This window comes from Candidatus Alcyoniella australis, assembly GCA_030765605.1.
Lineage (GTDB): Bacteria > Lernaellota > Lernaellaia > JAVCCG01 > Alcyoniellaceae > Alcyoniella > Alcyoniella australis.
The window spans coordinates 14043-38965 of the sequence record JAVCCG010000059.1 but is presented as its reverse complement, the minus strand read 5'-3'; the positions used below and the strand labels follow the sequence as shown (position 1 = coordinate 38965).

The 24923-nt window shown below is 62.7% G+C and carries 16 protein-coding genes and 1 pseudogene; 6 read left to right on the top strand and 11 right to left on the bottom strand.

Annotation, left to right across the window (positions count from 1 at the left end; all coding sequences use genetic code 11):
* Nucleotides 1-41: 41 nt before the first annotated feature.
* The 7 genes from P9M14_06415 to P9M14_06385 form a co-directional block, all read right to left on the bottom strand.
* Nucleotides 42-2102 carry a TonB-dependent receptor gene (locus P9M14_06415; GenBank protein ID MDP8255364.1) on the bottom strand — a complete coding sequence of 687 codons (2061 nt, stop codon included), beginning with the start codon at nt 2100-2102 and terminating at the stop codon, nt 42-44.
* Between the two features lie 205 nt (nt 2103-2307).
* Complete coding sequence (locus tag P9M14_06410) at nt 2308-2616, bottom strand: RNA-binding protein (GenBank protein ID MDP8255363.1); 309 nt, start codon at nt 2614-2616, stop codon at nt 2308-2310.
* A 207-nt stretch (nt 2617-2823) separates the two neighbouring features.
* Nucleotides 2824-3546, bottom strand: a complete 723-nt coding sequence (locus P9M14_06405) for a hypothetical protein (GenBank protein ID MDP8255362.1) — start codon at nt 3544-3546, stop codon at nt 2824-2826.
* Complete coding sequence (locus P9M14_06400) at nt 3518-4999, bottom strand: CoA-binding protein (protein MDP8255361.1); 1482 nt, start codon at nt 4997-4999, stop codon at nt 3518-3520. Before P9M14_06400 ends, P9M14_06405 begins: the two co-directional genes overlap by 29 nt.
* A 61-nt stretch (nt 5000-5060) precedes the next feature.
* Nucleotides 5061-6731 (bottom strand): hypothetical protein, encoded by a 1671-nt coding sequence (locus P9M14_06395; protein ID MDP8255360.1) that lies wholly within the window; start codon nt 6729-6731, stop codon nt 5061-5063.
* Between the two features lie 331 nt (nt 6732-7062).
* Nucleotides 7063-8586: an amidohydrolase family protein gene (locus P9M14_06390; protein ID MDP8255359.1), complete on the bottom strand. Its 1524-nt coding sequence runs from the start codon at nt 8584-8586 to the stop codon at nt 7063-7065.
* A 173-nt stretch (nt 8587-8759) separates the two neighbouring features.
* Nucleotides 8760-10466 carry a hypothetical protein gene (locus P9M14_06385; GenBank protein MDP8255358.1) on the bottom strand — a complete coding sequence of 569 codons (1707 nt, stop codon included), beginning with the start codon at nt 10464-10466 and terminating at the stop codon, nt 8760-8762.
* A gap of 192 nt (nt 10467-10658) precedes the next feature.
* On the opposite strand from P9M14_06385, the gene P9M14_06380 reads away from it, so the two are divergent.
* On the top strand, nt 10659-11411 hold the full coding sequence (locus P9M14_06380) for a hypothetical protein (protein ID MDP8255357.1): 753 nt from the start codon (nt 10659-10661) through the stop codon (nt 11409-11411).
* Nucleotides 11412-11427: 16 nt separating this feature from the next.
* Nucleotides 11428-12618 (top strand): M28 family peptidase, encoded by a 1191-nt coding sequence (locus tag P9M14_06375; GenBank protein MDP8255356.1) that lies wholly within the window; start codon nt 11428-11430, stop codon nt 12616-12618.
* Nucleotides 12619-12621: 3 nt separating this feature from the next.
* Here P9M14_06375 and P9M14_06370 read toward each other — a convergent pair.
* The 3 genes and pseudogenes from P9M14_06370 to P9M14_06360 form a co-directional block, all read right to left on the bottom strand.
* Nucleotides 12622-13233, bottom strand: a pseudogene (locus tag P9M14_06370) (peptide-methionine (S)-S-oxide reductase).
* Between the two features lie 12 nt (nt 13234-13245).
* Nucleotides 13246-13476, bottom strand: coding sequence for a hypothetical protein (locus tag P9M14_06365; protein ID MDP8255355.1), 231 nt, complete (start codon nt 13474-13476; stop codon nt 13246-13248).
* A complete protein-coding gene (locus P9M14_06360) occupies nt 13473-13727 on the bottom strand; it encodes a hypothetical protein (GenBank protein MDP8255354.1) in 255 nt (84 codons plus the stop codon). The genes P9M14_06365 and P9M14_06360 overlap by 4 nt, the downstream gene beginning before the upstream one ends.
* Before the next feature lie 128 nt (nt 13728-13855).
* On the opposite strand from P9M14_06360, the gene P9M14_06355 reads away from it, so the two are divergent.
* Nucleotides 13856-14611: a nitroreductase gene (locus tag P9M14_06355; GenBank protein ID MDP8255353.1), complete on the top strand. Its 756-nt coding sequence runs from the start codon at nt 13856-13858 to the stop codon at nt 14609-14611.
* Here P9M14_06355 and P9M14_06350 read toward each other — a convergent pair.
* Nucleotides 14604-16886 carry a hypothetical protein gene (locus P9M14_06350; protein MDP8255352.1) on the bottom strand — a complete coding sequence of 761 codons (2283 nt, stop codon included), beginning with the start codon at nt 16884-16886 and terminating at the stop codon, nt 14604-14606. The genes P9M14_06355 and P9M14_06350 overlap by 8 nt on opposite strands.
* A 421-nt stretch (nt 16887-17307) precedes the next feature.
* On the opposite strand from P9M14_06350, the gene P9M14_06345 reads away from it, so the two are divergent.
* The 3 genes from P9M14_06345 to P9M14_06335 all read left to right on the top strand — a co-directional run bounded on the left by P9M14_06345 (nt 17308) and on the right by P9M14_06335 (nt 24922).
* A complete protein-coding gene (locus P9M14_06345) occupies nt 17308-21822 on the top strand; it encodes a PAS domain S-box protein (GenBank protein ID MDP8255351.1) in 4515 nt (1504 codons plus the stop codon).
* Nucleotides 21823-22036: 214 nt separating this feature from the next.
* Nucleotides 22037-23881, top strand: coding sequence for a putative metal-binding motif-containing protein (locus tag P9M14_06340; GenBank protein MDP8255350.1), 1845 nt, complete (start codon nt 22037-22039; stop codon nt 23879-23881).
* Nucleotides 23882-23986: 105 nt separating this feature from the next.
* Nucleotides 23987-24922, top strand: a complete 936-nt coding sequence (locus P9M14_06335) for a hypothetical protein (protein MDP8255349.1) — start codon at nt 23987-23989, stop codon at nt 24920-24922.
* Nucleotide 24923 lies beyond the last annotated feature (1 nt).

Genomic DNA, 24923 nt, shown 5'->3' with positions numbered 1-24923 from the left:
ATCTTTGTGTGTAGGGCTCGCCTGGGGCACCGCAAAGGTGCCTAAAACTTGAAAGCCACCGACCCTTTGAAGTTGCGTCCGGGCTCGAGCAGGCCCGAGCCGTGATATTTGTACGGCTCGTCGAACACGTTCTCAATGGCGGCCCGCAGCTCGATGTGCTTGCTCGGGTTATAGCCCGAGCGCAGGTGGAACACGCTGAACCCCTCGGTGCCCTTCGGACCGATGCGCGAGTCGGATTCGTCGCCCGCGCTCAGCCGGTCCTGCTTGGCCGACCAATCGATCGCGGTCTCAAACCAGGCGTGCTGTTCGCTGAAGTTCAGCCGTAAATATCCCGAGCCCATCAGCGGCGGAATGCGACGCATCGGTTCATCGTCGGTATCGTTCTGGCCGTAGGTATAGGAGACGCTTGCGCCGCCGAAGAGGAAGTCGCGCATCATTTCGGCGTTGGCCGCGAACTCGCCGCCGTAGATGTACGACTCGCCGACGTTCTCGTTGCGGTTGACGCGGTCATCGCCGATGTACTCCTGACCCTGATAGGTCGCGGGCTTACGCGCGATCAGATCCTCGATCTGCGAGTAGAAACCGAACAGCGAGAGCCTGCCGCGCGCGCCGCTCAGCCGGTAGCCCAGCTCATACTGGATCATGGTCTCGGGTTCCAAGTCGGGATTGGGCACGTCGTAGCGCCCGTCTTCGCTGCCCAGCTTGGTCAGGTCGTCGATGCTGGGCACGCGGAAGCCGCGCGACGCGCCGAGGATGATCCCGTGCCCCTGTGCCGGAATGAACATTGCGTGCGCCGACCAGGTTAGATCGTCGATCGGATCGTCGATCGCCACCTTGCCCAGTTCCGGGTCGTCGATCTCGCAAGCGGGTTGGAAATAGCTGTAGCGCATGCCGGGCACGAGCTTGAGCCAGTCGACCGGTGTCACCCGCAGTTCGAGGTATCCGGCGGCGTTTAGAAACGAGGAGCCATCGGGGAACTGCGGCGCGGCCTCGGCCTGGGTCGCGCCCTGATGGATCTTGCGCTGCGACGAGATCTCGTCGTTGTAGACCTCGCCGCCGTATATCAATCGCACCCAGCGACCGATGGGCGTCTCGAGTTGCAATCCGCCGCCCAGGGTATCGACCTGGTCCAGATCGCGCGTCTCGAGATCGGGCGTGTCGGCCTTGATCTTCTGCCGTCCCTCGAGCTGGGTTTGGTACGAGGCGAACAGCTCGGCGTGGTCCAGGAAGGTCAGCGCACCGTGGCTGATCAGCTTGGTATAAAACAGGCTGCGGCGCTGGGGCTCGAACACGTTTTTGATGTTGTCCGGGTCGTAGTTGGGCACCTCGTCGAGGTTGGCGTTCTGCGCCGAGAGCTGCCAGGAGAAGTGCTCGCCAAAGTGCAAATCGACGTTGCCCGCGAAGTCCTGTTCCTCGTAGGCCGCGGGCGCCTGCAGCGGCTGGGTGCCGCCGGGATCGACGTCGTCGAACTGGCGGAACGAGCCCGAGGCGGTGATGCCCAGCACTGTGCGTACGTTGCCCGAGAGGTTGAGGTTGGCGGTCTGCTCGCGCTCGGCCGAAGTGGCGCGCACCATGGCGCGGGAATTGAGACCCAGGCGCTTACTGAAGTCGTGGCGGCGCTTGGTGATCACGTTGATCGTGCCGCCCAGCGCGTCGGTGCCGTAGAGCACCGAGCCCGGACCGCGCACGACCTCGATGCGCTCGATGAACAGCGGGTCGATGGTGTTCAGATATTGGTTGGGCCCGCCGCGGAATGTCGAGTTGTTGACGCGCACGCCGTCGACCAGCAGCAACACCTGGTTGCCCGCCAGGCCGCGGATGAACGGCGCGCCGCCGCCCTGGTTGGTGCGCTGCACCAGGATTCCGGCCTGGGAACGCAGAGCCTCGGGCACGCTGCGCGATACGCGGTCGTCGATCATCTTCGAGCTGACGATCGACATTGCGCGTGCGGTGCGCGACAGGTCCGCGGGGCTGCGTTCGGCCGTGACCACGTACTCGTCCAGCGCGGTCGGCGGCTGCTTGGCAAAAGCGGGCGCAGCGTTGGCTGTGATCAGCGCCAGGGCAATGCAAATGATGGTCATCATCGACGGCAAGCGATACATCGGCTGTTCCTCGTCTATTGATTCGGTCGGAAGACGCTGGTGACGTCGAGGCATTATATCCGCATAGCGCAGGTTTCAAAGGGTGTTCTCGCCGCGGCCGAACGGAGCCAAATAAAAAACCGGGAACGGAAGGTCCGTCCCCGGGTCATTTTCGATCTCTATTCATACCGCTCCGCAAAGTCTGCGGATGCGGTGGTAGATCATACTACCAGCGGTTGCGTCCGCCGCCGCCGCCGCCGCCGCCGCCATCGCGGTCGTTACGCGGGCTCTTCTCACGCGCTTCGCTCACCTGAATCGTGCGACCGTCCAGGGAGGTGCCGTTGAGTGCGGAGACAGCCGACTTTGCGCTGTCGTCGTCGGCCATCGTTACAAAGCCGAATCCACGGGAGCGTCCCGAGTCGCGGTCCTTGATGACCACGGCGTCGGTTACTTCGCCGTGCGATGCGAACGCGTCGCGCAACGACTCGTCGGTCGTATTCCAGCTTAGTCCACCAGCATACAGTTTCTTCGCCATTCTCTTGTCTCACTTTCCTCTTGTGCCTTCTTCTTTGAAAGGCACGTCATAAGTGGCGGGGTCCAGTGCCCGCCTTCACATACGCCGCCCACTATGGTCGGCCTCGATTCCCTAACGTACAGACAGCTTGATGGATACTCCAAGGTGTGGCATGCAGGGAAGGCGCGTTATGTACCACATTTAAAGAATAAAATACAACCCCAAATATTACGCGAGCATAATTATCCGCGGATTGAGTACCGCGAGCAGCCCCAGCAGGTTGTCCGGCTCACCGGGGATGATGTGGCGCCAGCCGCCGATATGCGTTATGCGACCCGGACCCGAGGCCAGCAGCTCGCCGATACGCGCGGCCATCAGTCGGTCGCGCTGGAACAGGTCCGGCGGGGGTTCGCCCGCAGTGCTCTCGCCGTTAAGGGCTGACAGTGCCAGCTTGGTCTGCTGCCGCACGGCGTCGGCCAGGTTGTAATGTTCGGTCTGGAGCAGGCGCGCGATGTTCGCGGGGCAGGTCAGCTCGCTCCAGTTCGCGGTCTCGCGCCGGCTGTGCTCGTCGCTGTCGATCGGCTCCCAGTTCGCGCCGATGCGACGGCAGTAGTCGCGCACCGCGCGCACCTCAAAGGGGATGCGCATTTGACGGCGGATCGACTCGATGGCGCCGTGGCCGAGCATTCGCGTGATTGTCGCGGCCTGCTCGTCGCTGCCCGCTACGGCGTCCGGGACCACGGCCAGCTTGTTGATGGTGCGGCCGACCTCGTTGAGCATTCCCTGGCCGTTGCTGACGCGAAAGTCCAGGCCGTGGCGGCTGGCCTCGACCGTCACCGCGTCGGGCTGGATTCGCGCCAGCAGATCGCCGAGCCTGCGAAAGCCCTCGGGATCGAGGTGGACCAGGCCGACCAGGATTAATCTACTGTCTGCGGGCCCTGAAACGTGCATACTCGTAAAGTTTGGCAATGGCCAGCACGGCCTTTTCCGGGGTGGTGAAGACCACTACCTTGCCGCCGTTTTCGATGGTGTAGGCCTTGGTCGCGCCGCCGGAAAGGCTGACCGGAATGATCGGAATCCCGGTGCGCTTGGTCAGTTTGTAGGCGTCGTTGAGAAACACGAACTCGCGATTGGCCATGTCCTGGCTGATGAACTCGGCCATTTGCTCGTCGATCTGCGGGCTGTATTTTGCACCGAGCTTGACCGAGCGGTCGACGATCAGGTCGGTGCCGACCACGCCGAGCACGATCATCGAGGAGAAGCCGCCGGACTTTGCCATGCCGCGCATCGCGGTGGTGAACACCTCGAGGTCGAGCTTGCCCACCAGGTCGATCGGGTTGGAGCGGCTCCAGTACGGCGGGAGCAGCGCGTCCATCTGGGCGATCAGTTCGTCGGGAAGCTCTGGCAGGCGCAGGCCGGTTTCCACACACTCGTCGGCGGTGACCACGCCCCAGCCGCCGCCGAGGGTGATTACGCCCACGCCGTCGCCGCTGGGAAGCGGCAGGTAGGCAAAGGCGCAGGCCAGGTCGATCATCTCGCTGGGGCTGCGCGCCTCGACCAGGCCCGCCTGGCGCACCACCGCCCGGAACACCTCGCTGGAGCCGCTCATCGCGCCGGTATGGCTCGATGCCGCGGTCTGGCCCGCGCGGGTGCGTCCGGCCTTGAGCACGATCACCGGTTTGATCGACGCCGCGCGTTTGGCCGAAGCCAGGAAGCGCCGGCCCTCGTCGATCCCCTCCATATACATGATGATCACGCTGGTGCTCGGATCGTCGGCCAGGTAGTCCAGCAGCTCGCAGGTATCGACGTCGCCCTCGTTGCCCGTGCCGATGAACTTGTTGATCCCCAGACCCTGCTCCTCGGCGAACGCCATCATCTGGGTGCCCAGGTTGCCGCTCTGGCTGATCATGCTGATTCCGCCGTTCTTGGGGAAGACCGGCGCGCCGCTGGTGTAAAGCTTGACCTCGGTCGAGAGGATGCCCATGGTGTTCGGCCCGATGACCCGGATTCCGCCCTCGCGCGCGCGTTGCATCAGCCGCTGCTCCAGGCCGGTCCCTTCGTCGCCGGTCTCGGAGAACCCCGAGGTGATCATCACCACCGCCGGAACGCCCTTGGCGATGCAGTCCTCGATTACCGCGCCGACCGCCTTGGCCGGCACCGTGATCAGCACCAGGTCGACCGGCCCCTCGATATCGAGCAGGCTGGCGTAGCAGCGGCGCCCGATGATCTCGCTCTCTTTGGGATTGACCGGGTAGATCTCGCCCTGATATCCGCCATGGACCATGTTGACCATCAGGAACGAGCCCCACTTGATGATCTGTGAGGAGGCTCCGACCACCGCCACCGAACGGGGCTTGAAAAAATAGTCGAGTTGATTCACGTGTTGTTTAGTCTGGGCGCTCATGGTTTGATTCCTCTCAAATGCGCGCGAAGATTAGCAGAAGCTTTACGGATCGTCCAGGGCGTCAATCCACGCGCCGCAGCACGTAAAGCAGCTTGCCGTCGCGGTCGTGGGTGGTGTTGACCGCGCGGTATTGGGGCAGGGCCGCGCACAGCTCGTCGAGCCGGCCGGGCTCGATATTGCTAAAGATCGTCCGCCTGGTCTGCGGCCCGCAGACCTCGCGCTCCGGCCCGAGCATCAGCTCGGGGCGCTGGTCGACCAGGTCGGCCAGCTGGCCGTCGGGTTGCTCGGCCTGCTCGTCGAGGAACACGCTGAACACGTCCATCCCGCGGTAGAGCGTGCGCATTCGTATCTGTAAAAACGGCACGTTCACGCTCTCAAACACGCCGACCCGCGAGTGGGCGGGCCAGTCGCCGTATTTCAGCAGCGCCGCCGCCGCGTTCGTGACCTCCGGCCGGTCGGATCGCGGAACACTGGGCACGTCCTTTTCCAGCTGGAACCGCCGACCTTCGCCCGCCTGAGGGATGAAGCTCAGCTCAAAACAGCGCCAGCCGACGTTGGCCAGCAGCAGGCAGATCGCCAGGGTGGCCAGCGGCTTTAGCGACCCCAGCCGCAGGCGCAGTGTGTTGAGCCCCACGGCGATCAGCACCGAGAGCGCGGGGACCAGCAGCAGCAGCCGACGGGCCTCCTTATTCTCCAGGTAGCTGAACATCGCAAAGCCGGACAGGGCGGTCAGCGCCACGTGAGCCACAGCTCGACGGTCGCCCCCGGGTCTGAACCAGGCAATCGCCAATCCCAGCAGCGCCAGCTTGCTCAGGGTCGGCTCGAGAAACACGTTGTACAGCTCGCTGGGCACGATCAGCAGCTTGCGGCCGATGAACTCGGGACGAATGCTGTACTCCGAGAACACCGGGCCGTAACGCCAGCCGTACTTGATCATCTCCAACGCGCCGCGCGGCAGCTCGTCGAGCCACAGCCGAGCTACAACGGCGAACGCGATTCCGGCCGCCATCAGCGAGAGCAGCATGCCGCGCAGCAGCGGACCGCGAGTGTCCTCGACGCGTCCGGGCCGCAGCGCCAACAACCAATACAACGCCGGGCCGAAAAGCGCGGGCACGGCGTAGATCGGGAACTCGTAGCGCACGAACAGCCCGGCGGCGGCCAATAGGCCAAGCAGTGCGGCCCCCATCCAGTTGCCCGGACGTCGCGCGGCCCAGGCCACGGCGGGGATCCAGGCGGCGATCGCCATTGCCGGAACCTCGAGATGCGTAACGCGCGAAAACCCGATTACCCCGGGGATGCACAACGCAATCAGCCCGGCGAGCACCCCCTCGGCCGGGCCGAACGTGACCCAGCCCAGGGCCGCGGCCCCCAACACCAGCAGCACCAGAAACGGCGCCATCGCCAGCACCTCGGAGGGTCGATCCGGCCCCTTGGCCGTGACCAGCGCCGCAGGCAGCAGGGCGTAGACGTTCCAGGAGAGCACCGGGTATTTGCGCCAGGCGTGGATCAGCTGCCGGAACTCCAGCGGTCGCTGGTTCAGCAGCAGCTCGGCCGCAATGTCGTGGGCGTTGAATACGTACTTGGCGCAGTCCTCCTCCGGCGGCAGGGGGAACTGGTCGAGCTTGGACCACTGCCAGTTGAGCCAGGACCAGAGCCCGCAGCATGTCAGCAACAGCAGCACGCCGAGCAACGCCACACTGCGGCGTCCGAGGGAGCGACCAAGTAAACGCATTGAGCCTAGCCTGAAAGATTCCCGATCCTTCGTCAACGCCCGGCTTTGAGCCGGGCACCTTAGAGGTGCAGCAAAACTCGCGTAGTACGCTGGTCGTAATCCAATGTGCCACCCCGCCCCCGGCTCGAAGCCGGGCGACAGCTCGCTCAGCGCGGTCTCAAAGACCCTTTGTGCATCGAGACAATCTGTTTACTACGATCATCAATCAGCGGTCGCGGCGTGGCGCGTTGCATAACAACCAGGGTCCGCTCGCGTGCCATGCGGGCACCTCAAAGGTGCCCCCGCGTTTACTCAAATATTGTCTTCACAATCTTTCCCATCCCAACCCGGATTACCCCAGCTGCAGGTCGAGGCCCGGGGCGAGGTGGGTCAGGTTGCCGCCCTTGAAAACCGCCTGGACCGAGCTAAGCGCGTCCGCGTTTTCCAGCGGGTCGTGCTTGAGCAGCACCACGTCGGCGTACTTGCCCGGCTCGAGGGTGCCGCAACGATTATCAATCCCGCAGATGCGGGCGTTGACCGCCGTGGCCGCACGCAGGGCGATGGAGGGCGGCATGCCGTTTTTACAAAGCAGCTCGACCTCGTGGTGCAGTGCGCCGGGGAAGGTCAGCGGAATCCCCGAGTCGTTGCCCACGCCGATGGTCGCGCCCGCGCGGAACAGCCGACGCAGGTTGCGCGCACCGTTGACCACCAGGCGCGTGTAAATTTGTGGGTTGAACGAGCTGGGCAGTTCGCGCTTGGGATCGCGGTAGCCCTCGCTGGAATAGTACTCCACCGTATCGCCCACCAGCTGCGCGACCTTGGGCACACAGTGGCGCGGGATCTCGGGCAGCACGCGCTCGTCGCGCCATGCCAGCAAGTCGAGCAGCTCCTCCTCGTCCGAGAACGGATCGCCCTGCGAACGGTAGGCGTTGTTGATCCCGGCGCTGGCTGTGGGTACGAACGGAACTTTCGACTCGGCAAGCAGTGCCACCTGCTTGTCGCTGAGCTCCACGTCGCCCGCCACGTGCTCCAGCGAATCGACGCTGAATTGCACGCCGCGTTCCATGCCCTGGGCGTAGAGGTGATGCGCGGCCAGCGGCAGGCCGAGTTTTAGCGACTCGTCGCGGATCGCCTCGAGTTGCGCATCGCTGAACACGTTGAGGTCGCCGTGCCCCCACATCAGCGAACGATGGTCCAATGCGATTTTGATCAGGTCCGCGCCCAGGTCGTGGTAACGCTTGACCAGGTCTCGCGCCTGGGCAGCATCGCTGGCCAACAACGAGGGCCGTCCGACCATCGCACGCACCATCCACGGCAGCTTCTCGGCAAAGTCGGGGTACCCGCCGGGCACGGCGAGGAACCCGATCGGTGTCAGAATTCGCGGGCCGGCCAGCTCGTCGGTGTCGATCTTGATTTTGTCGCGCGCCATCACCTTGGGCAGCGAACCCATGTCGCGCACCGTGGTCACGCCCCAGGCCAGGCTGTCGGTGTAATTACGCTCGATCTGCTCCATCACCTTGGAGGTCTGCCAGACGCTGAAGTGGGCGATGCCCGGCTGGGTGATGTGGCAATGGGCGTTGATCAGGCCGGGGATCGCGTAGCATCCGCCGCAGTCAAGCGGACGCGCCGTGGCAATGCGTTCATCGTAGGGATCGACCAGCGCTTCGATCAGACCGTTGCGCACCAGCAGCACTCGATCGGGCACGATCGCTCCGGCCTCGACGTCGATCACCCGGCAGTTGACCAACGCCAGCAGCTCGTTCGATTGCGGCCGGAACACGTGCACCGGCGCGGGCTTGGCGCAGCCCACGAGCGAAAGCGAACCCAGCGCGGCCGTGGCCGCTGCGCCCTTAACGATGAAGCTTCTGCGATCCATCACAAAACCCTCCGGATGATAATGCCAAATGTTAGCCTGTCGCGCCGATGGTTGCCAGAGAAAGGTAGGGAGGTGGTGTGGTGTTTTGGAGCGGCACGCCGCACCGGGCCAAGCCGGTGCGAACGACGTTTGTGTCGGCTGCGGCACGACGTGCCGGAATCGAATCTCTGTTATCAATCCTGCCAGGCGAGCTTGAACCCTTGGCCGGTGACGATCTCGTTGCTGATCAGCGGGATCTCGCCCGGCGGGATGATCACCTTCATCGTGCAGGAATCGAGGATGTCGCGCTGGACGTCCACGCCGGGCATCAGCTGTATCAGGGTCATGCCCTGCTGCGTGAGCTGGAACACGCCGACGTTGGTGACGTAGAAAATCTGTTTGCCCTTGGCCAGCATCTGTTTGCCGTTGAACGTGACTTCGCTGACGTGCTGTTTGAACTTGTGCTCGCCGGGTTTGACGATCTTGAGCTTGCCCTCGCTGATTTCCATTTGGGCGTGGGCCATCCAGGTTCCGACGAACAGCACTTTATTGGCCGCGCGGGTCAGGTCGGGGAACCCGCCCGGGCCTACGTAGTTGATTGCGCCTTCGCCGCGGCGCGAGACGTTGACGTTCCCATCGGAATCCGCCTCGAGCAGGCCGAGGATCGTCAGGTCGAGCTTGTCGTCGCAGAGGTGGAAGACCTTGGACGAGTTCATAATTTGCTCGGGGTTGATCGCCGCGCCGAAGAAGATCCCCGGGGCCGATAGTCCGCCGACCACGCCGGTCTCGACAATCAGGTGGATTTGCTGCACCAGCCCGCCCTCGTACACGTAGCGGCAGACCTCCTCGGGCAGTCCGACTCCGAGGTTGACGTATTCGCCGGGCTTGGTCAGCCCGGTGAACATCGTGGCGCCGACCCGGGCCAAGGCGTTGTCCACATCGTTGCGCACCGGCGTGATCTTCAGCACGCCGTTGGCGAACTTGAGCGTCTCCACCGCCTCCTGGAAGTCGACCTTGTGTTCGACGGTGAACATCGGCCAATAGCGGCGCTGGGGGACCGAGCCGGTCTGCTCGTTGTAGGGATTGACGATGATCGCGTCGACCTGATCGGCGCGTAAAAAAATATTCTGCTCGTCTTTTTCGATGATGTCCGACACGGCGGCCAGCACCAGTCCGCCGTTGCGGCGGGCGGCCAGGGCCGAGTCGTACGACTCGGTGACCATCGGCGCGTACTTGTTGTAAAGGTTGCCCTCGGAATCGGCGTAGGTCGCGGTAAACATCGCCACGTCGATCTTGGGCATGGTGTAGCGCAGCTTGTCGCCGTGCGGTTCGACGTAGCAACGATCGGTGGTGCCGGGCAAAATCGCGGTGCCGGTGCCCACGCGCGGATCGATGAACGTGCCCACGCCGGTGTCGCTGTCCACGTGGTACACGCCCTTACCTTGGTTCTCCACCAGATAGGACTGCACGCCCTGGGGCATGGTGTGGATCTCGATCTGCCCTTTGTCGGCCAGCCGCAGGAGGGTCTTAACAGTCTCGACGTGGCCGCCGATGAACTGTGTGACCAGTCCCGGTTTGTCCAGCTCCTCGAGGGTTCCGGGTACGCGGCCGCGGCTGCCCTGGGCGCCGACGGTAATCCAGGTCAAATTCCGCGGATGGCCGGTCAGCTCATTGAGCTCGCGAATGCCGTAGAAAAAGACCGAGCAGCGGGTGTTGCCCGCCATGCCCGAGGAGAAGCAGCAGGCGTCGTCCGGGATCATCTTTACCGCTTCCCAGGCGTTGACGAACTTGGGATTCTGCTGCTTAAGCTTCTTGGGCACGTAGTTCAGATCGCGTCTGCTCCAGGTGGCGCGCCACCTGGCGATGTGCACCAGAATTTTTGCCTTATCAAACAGGTTCATCCTCGCACCTCCTACTGAAAACAGCGCGACGATTGCCGGTGGAATGCGGATGAATGGGCTCAAGGGCGGGTGACCCTGAAGATCGAATAGATGATAACCGATTGGTACGGTTTTGCACAGCGGGTTTCAAACTTGCCCCGGTCGGCGGCCGAAGGGTAGCCTGTGGCATTCATCGACGTTCGGAGGAAATGGATGAGCAGCAGGTCGATATTAGCCCTGAGCGTACTGTGCCTGGCAGCGGCCATTATCTTATGGTCGATGGCCGAACCGCTGCAGGCGGCCGACGCCTCGACGTTGTTCCAATGCGCGCGGCAGCAGTGGCAGCGCAATCAGGCCGCGTACTCCGACTACCAGTGCACCATGACCTCCGATCGTAAGGTCTGGCACCTTAACGGCGAGCTGGAGCGGCACAACGTGTTGGTCAAGCGCGTCTACTTCAAGCCGCCGAATATGCGGCGCGAGGTCTTTATCTCGGGCACGATGAACGACGAACCAGCGCAGAAGAAGGACTTCATTTTCGAGCGCCTCGGTCTGGACAACAGCCTGTCGGTGGGCGATCTGGAGCTGTTCCGGATTGGGGCCGAGCAGCAGTTCGCCTACGAGGCGCCGGGGATCAAGACGCGCGCGGGCGAGCAATTCGAAGTCTTGAAGTTTCGCAGTCTGCAACCTAAAAAGACCGAGCTGCAACAGGGACGGCTGTTCCTCGACCCGGATACTTGCATGCTGCGCAGGATCGAGGGCGAGGTGATCAACCGTCTGGTGCAGACCAATCGGATGAAGTTCTCGATGGACTTCAGCCAGGTGCGGCCCGACGTCTGGCTGCCCTCGCAGATGACCATCGAGGGCGTGGTTAAAATGGTGCTGATGAAGCGCAAGACTTTTACGCGCAACGTGTTTAGCGACTATCGCCTGGACTTGGGTTTGTCCGACGAGCTATTCGATTGATAGACCGAGGTCAAAGATGATCAAGCCCGAGCAATACGTCCGCCGGATCGTCGAGTCGCTGGCGAGGATTCCGCGGCGCGGCGCGACCCTGCGCGGCGAGCGCGAAGCGGCCAAGCTGGTTGCGGATGAACTGGACGCCCTGGGCTACGAGGTCAGCGAACACGAGTTTCGCGCGCCGGCGCGTTTCGGGTCCTTGGCGATCGGTGTGTTCGCCCTGGGTTTGGTCGGCCTGCTGCTGGGGTTTGAATATCCGCTGATCGGGCTGTTGATCGGCGGCGCGGCGCTGCTGCTGGTGCTCAAGCTCAACGACTACCGCTCGGATCTGTTGACGCGACTGCTGAGTTCGGGGAGCTCGCGCAACGTGGTCGGCGCGCGCGAGGTCGAGAACCCCACGATCAACCTGGTGCTCAGCGCGCACATCGACGCGGCACAATCCGGGTTGATGTTTCACCCACGGGTCAAGCGGTTGTTCGCCAAGCTCAACGCCCAAAACAGTCGTCCGCACGGACCGCTGTACATCCCGACGATCATGCTCGGCGCTGGATTGGCAATGGTGCTGATGCGGCTGTTCAACGCCTCGGGCTGGCTGCCCGACGCGATCCAGGGCGCGGCTGCCGCGGCCTGCGGACTGACGATGTTGGTCTGCGTGCAGTGGTCGCTATCGCCCTACGTGCCCGGCGCCATCGACAACGCCTCGGGAGTGGCCGCGATGCTGCTGGCGGCCCGCGAGTTGGGCAGCGCGATGCCCAAAAACTGCAACGTCTACGTGGCGGCCACGGGCGCGGAGGAGGCCGGGTTGCTGGGCATGCGGGCGTTCATGCGCCAACAGCGCGAGATGATCGCAGCGCGACCGACCTACTTTATCAACCTCGAGTCAGTGGGCGGCGGCGAGCTGCGGGCCGTAACCAGCGAGGGCTTGCTCGGCACGCTGTACTACCGATCGGAGCTTAACGGTCTGGCGCGCCACGTGGCCAGGCGCGAGGGGTACGGCGAGTTGGAGCTGGTCTCGCTGATGGCCGGCACCGACTCGGCAGTGCCCGTGCAGCACGGCCATCAGGCGCTGTGCCTGATCGCATTGGACGAGCAGGGCATGCCGCCGAACTACCACGAGATGGCCGATACGCCCGACGGAGTCGACTACGCGCTGGTAGCCAAGACCGCGAACCTGGGCTGCGCGGTCTGCCGCGAGCTCGACGCCCAGGGTTAGGCGTTAGTGGCCCACGCCGCTTACCGGACAGACGTTGGGCTGCGGCGCGATCTGCATTCCCAAGATCGACTCGAGCCGCGCACGGGCTGCCGGAGATAGGTCGTAGAGCTCGATCTCGCGCTGCGCGGTTACGGTCGAACCGTTGCCGCCCACGTAGCCGTTGAGTCGCGCAGCCAAGGTCGAGTCGACGAACTGCTGAACGGTCTGGTACTTGTCGCTGATCTGACCCATCAACGCGCTGTCCTGTTGCAGCTTGTATTTCTGGTGATAATCCTCGGCCTGATAAAAGCGATCGAGCTGGCGAATTTCGGTGCGTACCTTGTGGCCCAGAGCCTCCTCCAGCGCGGCCTTGGAACGTTGGGCCGCGGCGAACTGCTCGTCGTTTTGTACGAACAGAATCGTCTTGTACTGAGTAAACCACGAGCGGCTGGTTGGATTGTGCATCGACCAGAAGATCTGCAACAGCTCGTCAAAGCTGATGCGCTGTGGGTCGAACTCGATCTGGATCGACTCGGTATGATCGCCCAGGCTGCGATACGTCGGATCGGCCTTGGAGCCGCCGGCATAGCCCACCCGCGTGCTGATTACGCCTGCCTCACTCCCGAACCGGGAGTCGGGTCCCCAAAATCAGCCGAGGGCGAAGGTGGCGATCTGAGTGTTCTGCGGTCGCGATTGGTCGATGGGCGGAAGTTCCGCCGAGCCCCGCGAATTGGCCTGTGAGTCCATAGTTGCCTCGTGTTCCAGGTTCAGCCCTTGCGGCCGTTGATCCTCGATTCCGGCAAAGGCCGCCGCTACAAGCGCAACGATCAGCACCAAGCCGGTCAACAGCAGGTAGTGTTGCGATATTAACTTTGTCATCTGCGCCTCGCGCCGGGTTGTTTTCGATCGCCATTATCAATTTCGCGGCCAAGCGACGGTATGAGCTGACTCATAGGGAACTTGATCGGAGCGGGGCCGTGAATGTCCGACAAGCCGCTTGACAGTTTATGACGCAGCGTGTTAACGAATATCAAAAGGACGGAAAAACCGTTCGTGATTTGAAGGAAATCAATGAGAACAACCCGGATCACCACCTCGGCCGATAAGTTCGGCCCCCCAAGCGCGATCATTATTATCGCCTCGGGAGGCGGGTCCGTGTAGTTCGCACTGATAAAGCAATTGCACGTACAGCCCGCCGGCAGACAGCCGGCGGGCTTTTTTTTGTCCGATCGCAGGATAGAGATAAGGGAGATTCAAAATGAAAACACTCGATGCGATCCGCAGCCGCAGCAGTGTGCGCGCCTTTGATCCACGCCAAGTCCAGCCTGAACTGATCGAGCGGATCATCGAGATTTCGCTGCAAGCCCCCAGCGCCTGCAACATCCAGCCCTACCGCCTGGCGCTGGCCACGGGCGAGACCTGGGACGCTCTGCGCGTGCAGCTGGTGCGCTCGGCGCAAAGCGAGCCCAACGCCCACGAGATCCCGTGGTCGATCCGCTACCCGGAGCGCTACAGCCAACGTCAGCGCGAGGCGGGTTTCGGCCTGTACAAAACCCTGGGAATCGGACGCGAAGACCACGAGTCGCGGCAGCGGCAGTTTTTGCACAACTACCGCGGGTTCGACGCACCGGCAGTGTTGTTCCTGTTCAGCGACCGCGAGCTGGGCGCCTACGCCGCATTGGACCTGGGAATTTGGATGCAGACCTTTATGCTCGCGGCCCACAGCCACGGCCTGGGCAGCGTGGCCCAGACCTCGCTGGCCGCGTATCCCGACTTGGTGCGTAGCTGTTTCGACGTGCCGGACTACATGCTGCTGGCCTGCGCCATCTCGTTTGGCTATCCCAAGCAAGACGCGAAGGTCAACGGTTTCAGTCCGCGCAGAGTCGGGGTCGAGCAGATGATGCTGCAACCGCAAGAGAGGTTGGAGCGGGATGTACGCTTGGATCCGACGCAGGGTCCGCGAATGCGCCGCAAGGCCACGACGCTTGTTGAAAAGGCGCTTTGCTCTACCTGACGCAGCCCTGGGCGGCCTGGATATAGCCCTGGTCGTCGGCGTCGAGCACGCCGTTTTGATCGAGGTCCGCGTGATCGCACCAGTCGTTGGATGACGAGCACTGCGCGCCGTTGCCGTACTGGGCCCAGGCCGCCTCGAACAGAATCAAGTCGTCTCCGTCCGCGGTTCCGCTGTTGTCCAGGTCGGCCGGTGCACAGCCCAGGGCCGCCCAGTAGCAGTCCAGTGTGTGGTTGACGTCCATTGCGCACAGCGGCGCCTCGTACCACAGCTTGCCCGGGCCGAACCAACGATGACGGTCGTTTTCAGTGGCCTGCCACTGGCCGTCGATGCCGATCGCCTCGTAGCCCTCGCCAGCGCGGCGCACGGGCACGGTGTAGCCGAAGCGCTCGAGGTAGCGCTCCTGTATCCAGGGCTCCCGGTTCCACAGGTAGCCGGTCTCGGAATCGAGCATCGTGTCCCACATCTGTTGGTCGGTCATCAGCGGTTTGGGCGCGGTGTCGCCGTAGCTCAGGTGCGCCTCGACCGAGGCGATGCGCGAATTGGCGATGGCAAAGCCGCCGAGGTGTTCAAAGTCGGTGTCGATGTTGAACATCCGGCCCCAGAGTGTGGCCAGGTAGTACAGCTCCTCGGCGCGCGAGTATTTCTCGTCCGCCGCCTTTTGACCCATTGCAGCGACCACGCGCTGGTCGAGCTCCGCATTGGATTTAACGCCGTAGACCAGGTCGGTGAGGATGTAGGTCACCTCGACCAGGTGGGCCAGGGTGTCGCGCGATTGCAGGTAGAGCTTTTCGTCGCCCGAGATCTGCGAGAAGTAGCACAGGCAGACCGCGCCGAGCATCAGCTCCTGAAAGTCGTCGGCCGTGGAGCCGATCAGGTCGGTCAAAAGCTCGGGATTGATCAGCGAGATCAGCTCGGCGAATTCGTACCAGGGCATGCCCAGCACCTCGGCCTCGAGCAGCCCCTTCCAGGTGAAGCCGATGAACGCGTCGTCCACGGTCACGCACTCGGGAATCGGCGCCAGGGCCGGAATACCGAGCAGATTGAACAGATGCTGCAGCGCCTGGGAGACCGGGTCGCCGGGCATCGGCAGCGGGGGCACCGGGTGGCTCAGGCCGTTGCCGCTGATCGCCTGGGCGGTGAAGACCATCGTGCACGAGGCCAGCGAGCCCAGGTCCTGCCACTCGATCTCGCGATGGCCGTCGGGACGGTTGAATCCGCCGGGGATCAGGAAGTCGTAGTCGTGGTGCTCGTCCACGGTGAGCTGGACCATCCCGGCCTCGACGATCCGATTGCAGGTGCGCGTGCCTGCGTCCAGCGCGTGTTGAGCGGCCTGGGCCAGATCGTCGGGCAGCCCGGGCGTGTTCACCGCCTCCATCGCCGCCAGATAGCCCATGGCGTAGTCGGTGAAGTTGTCGCGCGAGTTGTGGTTGCCCCAAAACGCCCCCTCCCACAAATAGCCCTCGGGGGTCTTCATCAACGATGAGCAGCAGTCGGAGGCGCGTAGGAACATCGGCAGCTCGTGGAACACGAACTTGTGGGCGAACGACGTGAACTCGTTGATCGGCTTGAAGTTGAAGTAGTACTCCTCGGGATTCTCACGATAGGTGAAGTGCACGCCCTCGAAGAACGTGTCGAGCACCTCTTGCTCGAGCGCCGCCGGGTAGGGGACCGGTGTGTCGAAATCTTCGCCGTTGCGCGTGCGCAGCACCTCGTCGTTGACGCCGTCCATCACCCGCGTCCAGCCCGGCAGCGCCTCGCGGTTGGTCAGGCCCCAATGGCCCGAGACCTGCTCGGCGAACAGCAGCCCCTCGAATAGCCGGATCAATGTCAGTTCCAGCTCGCGGCCGCCTAGCGATTGGTAAAGCTCCCAGGTGGTGTAGGTGATCATGCCGAACGGGTTGTTGTCGTTGGGTCCGGGCACGACCTCGTACGCGTCGCCGTCCTTGGCGTAGTAGTTCTTGCCATTGGCCTCGGCGAACACCGCGTCGCCGGACAGGCCGAAGCGGTTGAGCGCCAGCAGCGCGCGCAGGCTGCGCTCGCGGTAGAACAGCCCAAAGGCATCGGCCCGCGCCTGGGGGTTGGGGAAGATCGTGGAGGCCGGGTCGTTGGCCGGGCCGTCGTGTGAATCGTCGTCGTCCAGATCGTCGTCATCTGCGTCGTCGTCATCGTTCAGATCATCGTCGTCATCGTCGTTGTCCGACGCGCATCCGGCGAACAGCAGCGATACGACGAGCATCGCCGCTAGGAAGACCCGGGCCCTACGCCAATCAAGCATTTTTTCCCCTGCACTGAAAAGTTGCGATGTAGCCGATTGATTGTGCAATAGCGCTCGAAGAACTGTCAATCAACAGCCGTGTTTGCAGCGCAAAACACGCGGTAGCTTGGAGCTGGCACAAAACACGCGAGCGTACCATGCTCTTAGTTCAACGATGCTTTCCGCGATGGAAGATTGGGAAGGGGAAGGTAAAGATCAAGAGTCTGAAACCTTGCCACGCTCTCCTATGCGTGGACGGGCGGAAGCTTACCAAATAATGTTATCCAACATTATTTATTACCTCACTCAGTCCCGGAAGCTTCAAACGGGCAAAACGCCGTGATCTTGATTTCCGTGCGCAACTGGCGGATAATTAAAAATAAATACTGATAGAAATGGTTAATATTAAAAGTAAAACTTTACTTGCGGGGGGCTGTCAGGGGTGAACGATGCGTCGGTTATCCAGGCATTGGAGCTGCTCGATGATGCGGCTGCAACAGTTGATGCCGACCTGCGCGTAATCGGTTGGAACGCCGCCGCCCATCGCATCTATCAAATACCCGCTGACCGGGCCCGAGGAAAATTGCTGTTCGAGCTGATCTCGCTCAAGGACGGCTCGCCGTCCCTGCAGGAGATTCTCGCGACGGTCAAGTCTCAGGGCGGCTGGCGCGGCGATGCTCTGCACGCGTCAAAGGCCGGGGTCGAGATCTGGGTCGACTGGTCTTTGATCCTCATCGATCACGACGGGGACGAGTCCGGCACGATAATCAGCCTGGCGCGGGACATCAGCAAACGCAAAGGGATCGAACTCGAACTGGGATTCGCCGACAGCGCCTACACTACTTTGGCCGAGTCGTCGACATACGGCGTCTGTTTTTTACGCGACCGCAAAATCGTCTACGCCAATACCGAGTTGGCCAAGATGATCGGCCATTCCCAGGAACAGATGATCGGTTCGTTCTTCGACGACTACATCGATACTGAAGATGCGCCGCGGATGCTCGAGGCTTACGAGCGCTACATGTCCGGCGAGCGCGAGATGGGCTTGTTCGAGACCGTGGCCGTGCATGCCGACGGCTCGCGTTTTCCAGTGGAGCTGACCGGCAGCATCATCCCCGGTCAGCAACGGCCCACGATGCTGATCGGAGTCACCGACGTCAGCGAGCATAAGCGCGTGCGCGCCACCTTAAAGGAGACCGAGGAGCTGTATCGGTTGTTGGCGCTCAACGTGCGGGACGTGATCTGGACCTCGGACCTCGATCTGAACATAACCTACATCAGCCCGTCGGTGGAGCAGCTGCGCGGGTTCCCGGTGGAGCAGGCTCTGGAGCAGACCCTTGACGAACGCTTCACGCCCGGATCCAAGCGCATCGCGCTCGACGCGTTGGAAGAGGCCCTGGAAAGGGTCATGGAAAAAGGGGTTGAGCCGTTCATCTCGCGGGTGCTCGAGCTGGAACAGTTGTGCCGGAACGGCGGCACGGTCTGGGTCGAGCTCAAGGTCAGTTTCCTGCTCGACGATCAGGGCATGCCGGTGGGCCTGCTCGGCGTAACGCGCGACATCACCGAACGTAGGCGGGCCGAGGAGGGGATGCGTCGCAGCGAGGATTACTTCCGCACGCTGATCGAGAATATCTCCGACCTGATCACGATCATCGACGCCGACGGCACAATCCGTTTTGAGAGCGCGTCGATCAAGCGCATCACCGGCTACGAGCCGGCGGAGCTGGTCGGGCTCAAGGTATTCGATTTCATGCACCCCGACGATCTGCCGCGGGCGATCAAAATTTTTGAGGGGTTGCTTGAGACGCCCGGAGCCCAGAGTCCCGTGCAGCTGAGCTTCATCCACAAGGATGGCTCGACGATTCACCTCGACGGCCGGCTGCAAAACATGCTCGACAACCCGCAGGTGCGCGGGCTGGTGATTAACGCCCGCGACGTCACCGAACAACAGCGGGCACAGCAGGAGTTGAGCGAAAGCGAGGAGCGCTACCGCGCACTTTTCAAGTATTCCAGCGACGCGATCATGCTGCTGAGCCGGGCCGAGTTCATCGACGCCAATCCGGCGACGCTGGCGATGTTCGAATTCGAGGACAAACAGCAGTTCATCGGGCTGCTTCCCTGGCAGATCTCGCCGCCCAGGCAGCCGGACGGCCGTGATTCGTTGACCGCGGCCAACTTGTACATCGAGCAGGCCCGGGAAAAAGGACAGGCCAAGTTCGAGTGGACCCACCAGCGAAAAAACGGCGAGATTTTCGACGCCGAGGTCTGGTTGACCGCGCTGACGCTACGCGACGGTAAAGTGGTGCAGGCCACGGTGCGCGACATCACCGAGCAGAAACAGGCCCGGGAACAGCTGCGGCTCAACGAACAGCGGATGCGGCGGATCTACAATTCGCTGCCCCTGCCCACCTTCACCTGGCGCTGGGCCGGCGATGAGTTCGTGCTGACCGACTTCAACGAGGCCGCCCGTGAGGCGACGCAGGGCAAGATCGCCGAGTACATCGGAATCACCGCCGACAAGCTCTACGAGGATCTGCCCGAGCTGGTGCGGGAGATGCACGCCTGCCTCGCCCAGAACCGTACGATCAAGCGCGAGATGGAATATACCTATAAATCGACCGGACTGACCCGGCGGCTGTCGGTAATCTACGCCAAGGTGCCGCCGGATATGGTGATGGTCCATACCGAGGACGTCACCGAGCGGCGGCAGCAAGAGGAGCAGCTGGTGGCTGCGGTCTCGCAAAGCCCGATCCCCACGGTTGTGGCGGCCCAGGACGGCAGAGTCATCTCCTGCAACCCGGCCCATTGCGAGCTCACTGGCTATAAGTGCGAGGAGCTCGTCGACGTCGAGGATTGGAACGCCAAGCTCTACCCGGACGAGGCCTACCGCAATTGGGTGGTCGGCAAGGTTCAGCAGCTGCTCGAGGGCGGCAGCAAAGAGCGGGTCGAATGCAACATCGCCTGCCGAGACGGATCGACTAAGCTGGTCGACCTGCGCATTTCAGCGTTCGAGGGGGGATATATCGCGCAACTGATCGACGTCACCGACCGCCGCCGGACCGAGGAGGCCCTGCGCGAGAGCGAGGACCGCTACCGCGGACTGGTCGAGAGCCTACAGGACATCATCTACCAGACCGACGAGTGGGGCCGCTTCACCTACGTCAACAAGGTTTCCGAGCGCCTGACCGGCTACGCCCTGGACGAGCTGATCGGCAAGAACTACCTCGACCTGGTGCGGTCCGATGCGCGCAAGCAGACCGACCAATTCTACCGGCGACAGTTACGCAAGCGCATTTCCACGACCTACTACGAATTCCCGATCCTGACCAAGGACGGACGCGAGATGTGGATCGGCCAGAACGTACAGCTGACGATGGTCGAAGGCCGCATCAAGGGATTCCAGGCTGTGGCGCGCGACGTCACGGTACTTAAAAACGCCGAGCAATCAATCCGCGCCAGCGAGAAACGCTACCGTTTGCTTGCCGACAACGTGACCGACGTGATTTGGACCACCAATTTGGACCTTAAATTTACCTACGTCAGCCCCTCGATCAGCAAGCTGGTCGGCTACACGCCCGAGGAGGCGATAGAGATCTCGATGGCCGATCTGCTGACCGCCGAATCCTTCGAATTCGTAATGGAGAAGCAGCGTGCGGAGATGGAGCGGGAGCGCGGCGGCCAGAGGCGGATCGGCGAGCCGACGGTAATCGAGGCCGAGGCGATCAAGAGCGACGGCAACCACGTGTGGATCGAGTCGCGCAATACTTTCCTGCGCAACGCTCTGGGCGAGCCGGTGGGCGTGCTGGGAATGACCCGCGACATCAGCGAGCGCAGGCGGGTTTCCGATGAACTTAGGCAGAGTGAACAGATCGCTCGGACGCTGATCAACGCCACCTCCGAGCAGGCGCTGTTGATCGACGCCGACGGTCGGATCATCGCCCACAACAAGGTCTTTGCCGCCCACGTGGAGCATCCCGGCGAGGAGCTAGCCGGTTTATCGCTATACGAACTGTTGCACGGCGAGGTCGCAAAGGGCAGACGCAAAATGGTGAACAAGGCGCTCTCGAGCGGCGAACCGCAGGTCATCGAGGAAAACGGCCCTTGCGGCACGTTCGAAAACACCTTCTATCCGGTGATGGACGCGCACGGCGCGGTCGGCAGGGTGGCGATTTTCTCCCACGACATTACGAAGCTCAAACGGGCCGGGCAGGAGCTGCAAAATTCGTTGCGCAAAGCGCAGGAGGCCGAACTGCTCAAGGGGCGTTTCCTGGGCAACATGAGCCACGAGTTCCGCACTCCGCTCAACGCGATCATCGGCTTCAGCTCGCTGCTGGCGATGATGCCCGCGATGCCGGCCGAGGATCGGCAAAAATATCTGGATCAGATCAAAATTAACGGCGAGACCCTGCTGGATATGACCGAACGGGTGCTCGACATGGCCAGCTTCGAGGCCGGCAGGATCGAGCCCAAGCCGATCGACTTCGAACTGATCAATGTGCTCCATCGACTGTTCAAGGGGTTCGAGATGCGGGCGCGGATCAAGGGATTGGACTTCAGCAGCTCGATCGGCGCGGACGTACCGCACCTGGTTCACGGCGATCCGTTGTTCGTCGAACGGGTGCTCAACAACCTCGTGGACAACGCGATCAAATTCACCTCCAGGGGTTCGGTGGATGTCGAGGTCCGGCTCGGCGGGGTCGACGATGGCAAGCAGGAACTGCACTTCAGCGTGCGCGATACGGGGATCGGCATCGCGCAGGACCAGCACGAATACATTTTCCAATCCTTTTATCAGGTCGACGATTCGATGACCCGCGAATACGAGGGCACGGGGATCGGCCTGACGATCGCTCGCGAACTGGTGCAGTTGATGGGCGGCGCCATCTGGCTCGAGAGCAATCCGGGCCAGGGCAGCGTTTTCCACTTTACCTGCCGCATGTTGAGGGCCGGCCTCTGAGCTGTGCGGCCCTCCGGCCTTGGTTTCTACGACCCGGACGCCGGTTCAAGAGCCGGAGCAGGACCGTGGTAAGCAGGCTGATTTGATTGGATAATGCCCGCGAACTAATGTATTCGCACTTGACAGGGTTTTTTGCACAATTAAGAATCAACATTCTGGTGCAGCCCAATTTTCTTGAGCAAAAAACCAGGATCGCTGATTACCGGAGATGCCGATGAAATTGAACGGCAACGGACATAGGCTGGTTTTTCCGATTGCGCTGTTGTTGTGCCTGATGTTGCTTTGCATCGGATGCAACAACGACGGGGACGACGATGACGATGGGGGCGCCGACCCTTGCGACCTGGACGGGGACGGTTATTACGACATCGAGTGCGGCGGGTTCGACTGCGACGACACGCGGCCCGAGGTGCATCCGGGCGCCGATGAGATCTGCGACGGCCTGGACAACGACTGCACGGGCGAGCTTGAGCCCGATGAGCTGGACTTCGATAAAGACGGCCTGATGATCTGCGAGGGCGACTGCAACGACGACAACGCCTTTGTTTATCCCGGCGCGGTCGAGCTCTGCGACGGAATCGACAACAACTGCTCGGGCGAGGTCGATCCCGAGGAGCAGGACTGGGACGGCGACGGCGTGTACCAGTGCGACGGCGACTGCGATGACCACGACTCGGCGATCCACCCCGACGCCACCGAGGTCTGCGACGGATTGGACAACGATTGCGACGGCACGCTGCTCGCCGGCGAGGAGGACGCGGACGGCGATAACGTGCTGGGTTGCAGCGACGATTGCGACGATAACAACGCCGCGATTTACCCCGGCGCTCCGGAGCTGTGCGACGGCCTGGATAACGATTGCGACGGCGCAATCCCGGTCGACGAGCAGGATTCGGATGGCGACGGCTATCTACAGTGCGACGGCGACTGCGACGACGGCGACCGCACGGTCCATCCCAACGCGCCCGAGGGCTGCAACGGGATCGACAACGACTGCGACGGCGCGGTCGACCCCACCGAGAAAGACCTTGACGACGACGGGTTCATGATCTGCCAGGGCGACTGCGACGACAACGATCCCGACGCCTATCCCGGAGCGCCCGAGACCTGCAACGGCAAGGACGACAACTGCGACGGCGCACCGGGCGACGACGAGGCCGACTTCGACATCGACGGCTGGATGGTTTGCGAAGACGATTGCGACGACCGCGATCCGAACACCCATCCGGGTGCCGACGAGGTCTGCGACGGCAAGGACAACGACTGCGACGGCGAGTTGCGCTACGACGAGGACGACGAGGACAACGACGGTTACCTCGCCTGCGAAGACGACTGCGACGACACGGACCCCGATATCCATCCCAACGCGGCCGAGGGCTGCAACGGCATTGACAACGACTGCGACGGCGAAGTCGCTCCGTGGGAGCTCGACGAGGACGGCGACGACTACATGCTGTGCGAGGACGACTGCGACGACACCAATCCCGATACATATCCCGGTGCGCCCGAGATCTGCGATGGCGAGGACAACGACTGCGACGGAGAACTGCCCGACGACGAGCTCGACGAGGACGAGGACGGCTGGATGGTCTGCGAGAACGACTGCGACGACGAGAACCCGCAGGTCAATCCCGGACGCTTTGAGAACTGCTACAACGGCATTGACGACGACTGCAACGGTTGGACCGACTTCGAGGACCCCTGGTGCTGGCTGGACCACGAGGGCCTGCACGAGCTGGGCGACAACGCCGAGGTCGGGATCGATTGCAGTCGCCTAAGCGTTACATATTCTTACAGCGACGAGCCGCGGCTGGACGAGGTGGCCCCAGGCGACGTGATCTTCGGCCTCTGCGAGGGTCCGTTCATCGGTCGCGTGCTCTGGATCGAGTCCGACGGCTTCGAGGCGACCTTCAGCATCGAGCCGCTTGGCGCGGCCGAACTGCTGTGGCAGCTCCAGTGGGACGACGATCCCTGGTGGGTCGAGCAGGCGTTGCCCAAATTGATTTATCACAGCATAGGAAAGCCAAGCGAGCGTAACGGCTCGTGCCAAGGGCGTTGAGCCGGCTGCTCAGCCGATTGCGCGGCCGCGGGCTGCCGCGGGACCATCGGGCAGCTTGAGAAAGGAATGGACACAACCGTGCTAAGCAGGTCACACGGAATTAAAATGCACAAAAAGACGATAGGCGCCTGGGTGCTGGCGATCTTGATCGTGCTCGCCCTGAGTCTGGTCGCAGCTCCCGACGCCGCGGCCGAGGGGTTCGCCGTCAAGAACTTTCACTACTTTCGGCCTGCGGCCGACGGCAGCGGGATTTTGTTCACCCACGGCTCGGAATCGCTGTCCTGGCTGGGCATGCACTACGGCGGATACATCGACGACTCGATCGACCCGCTGCAGGTCAACTTCGACAACGGCGACGAGGAGCGGCTGGTCGAGAACCAGGTCGCGGTCAACGCCCTGTACTCGATCGGCCTGACGCGCTTCGCCAACCTGGGAGTGGCCGTGCCGGTGGTGGCCTATCGCACCATCAACAGCGAGTTCGACGACGAGGACATTCCGACCACACTGGTCGAGGATCTTCGCTTCGAGGCCAAGGGGATCCTCTTCGATCGCCGCCGCCGCTGCTACGGTCTGGCGCTGAACCTCACCGGGACCGTGCCGGTCGACGCCCGCGACAACAGCTTCGCCACGGACGGCGAGTTCGGCCTGACCGCGCGGCTGATCGCCGACCTGGGACGCACCTGGTGGACCGTGGCGCTCAACAGCGGCTACGTGTACAACCCCGGCGCGGACTCCGGCGAGCTCAAGATGGAGACCGGCGACGAGCTGCTCACGAGCCTGGGCGCGACCTTCCGCCTGCGTCAGTACGGCTCGATCTTGGTCGACACGGCCTTCCGCTCGCCGCTCGACGGGCTGTTCACCAACGAGAACACCAGCTACGGCGAGGCCGCGGTGGCCTACCGCTACTTCTTGGGCAACTTCACGCCGGTGGCGCTGACCGTGGGCGGAGCTGCCGGATTGATCGACGGCGCGGGCAGCCCGCTGGCCCGGGTCTTCATCGGCGTTACGGTCTACGAGAACCGGCTCAAGAGGGGACGCTGAG

Bases quoted from the DNA above. Each gene is read 5' to 3' on its own strand.
- P9M14_06415 (MDP8255364.1), bottom strand. From the start codon at position 2,102: ATGTATCGCTTGCCGTCGATGATGACCATCATTTGCATTGCCCTGGCG.
- P9M14_06410 (MDP8255363.1), bottom strand. From the start codon at position 2,616: ATGGCGAAGAAACTGTATGCTGGTGGACTAAGCTGGAATACGACCGAC.
- P9M14_06405 (MDP8255362.1), bottom strand. From the start codon at position 3,546: ATGCACGTTTCAGGGCCCGCAGACAGTAGATTAATCCTGGTCGGCCTG.
- P9M14_06400 (MDP8255361.1), bottom strand. From the start codon at position 4,999: ATGAGCGCCCAGACTAAACAACACGTGAATCAACTCGACTATTTTTTC.
- P9M14_06395 (MDP8255360.1), bottom strand. From the start codon at position 6,731: ATGCGTTTACTTGGTCGCTCCCTCGGACGCCGCAGTGTGGCGTTGCTC.
- P9M14_06390 (MDP8255359.1), bottom strand. From the start codon at position 8,586: ATGGATCGCAGAAGCTTCATCGTTAAGGGCGCAGCGGCCACGGCCGCG.
- P9M14_06385 (MDP8255358.1), bottom strand. From the start codon at position 10,466: ATGAACCTGTTTGATAAGGCAAAAATTCTGGTGCACATCGCCAGGTGG.
- P9M14_06380 (MDP8255357.1), top strand. From the start codon at position 10,659: ATGAGCAGCAGGTCGATATTAGCCCTGAGCGTACTGTGCCTGGCAGCG.
- P9M14_06375 (MDP8255356.1), top strand. From the start codon at position 11,428: ATGATCAAGCCCGAGCAATACGTCCGCCGGATCGTCGAGTCGCTGGCG.
- P9M14_06365 (MDP8255355.1), bottom strand. From the start codon at position 13,476: ATGACAAAGTTAATATCGCAACACTACCTGCTGTTGACCGGCTTGGTG.
- P9M14_06360 (MDP8255354.1), bottom strand. From the start codon at position 13,727: ATGATCGCGCTTGGGGGGCCGAACTTATCGGCCGAGGTGGTGATCCGG.
- P9M14_06355 (MDP8255353.1), top strand. From the start codon at position 13,856: ATGAAAACACTCGATGCGATCCGCAGCCGCAGCAGTGTGCGCGCCTTT.
- P9M14_06350 (MDP8255352.1), bottom strand. From the start codon at position 16,886: ATGCTTGATTGGCGTAGGGCCCGGGTCTTCCTAGCGGCGATGCTCGTC.
- P9M14_06340 (MDP8255350.1), top strand. From the start codon at position 22,037: ATGAAATTGAACGGCAACGGACATAGGCTGGTTTTTCCGATTGCGCTG.
- P9M14_06335 (MDP8255349.1), top strand. From the start codon at position 23,987: ATGCACAAAAAGACGATAGGCGCCTGGGTGCTGGCGATCTTGATCGTG.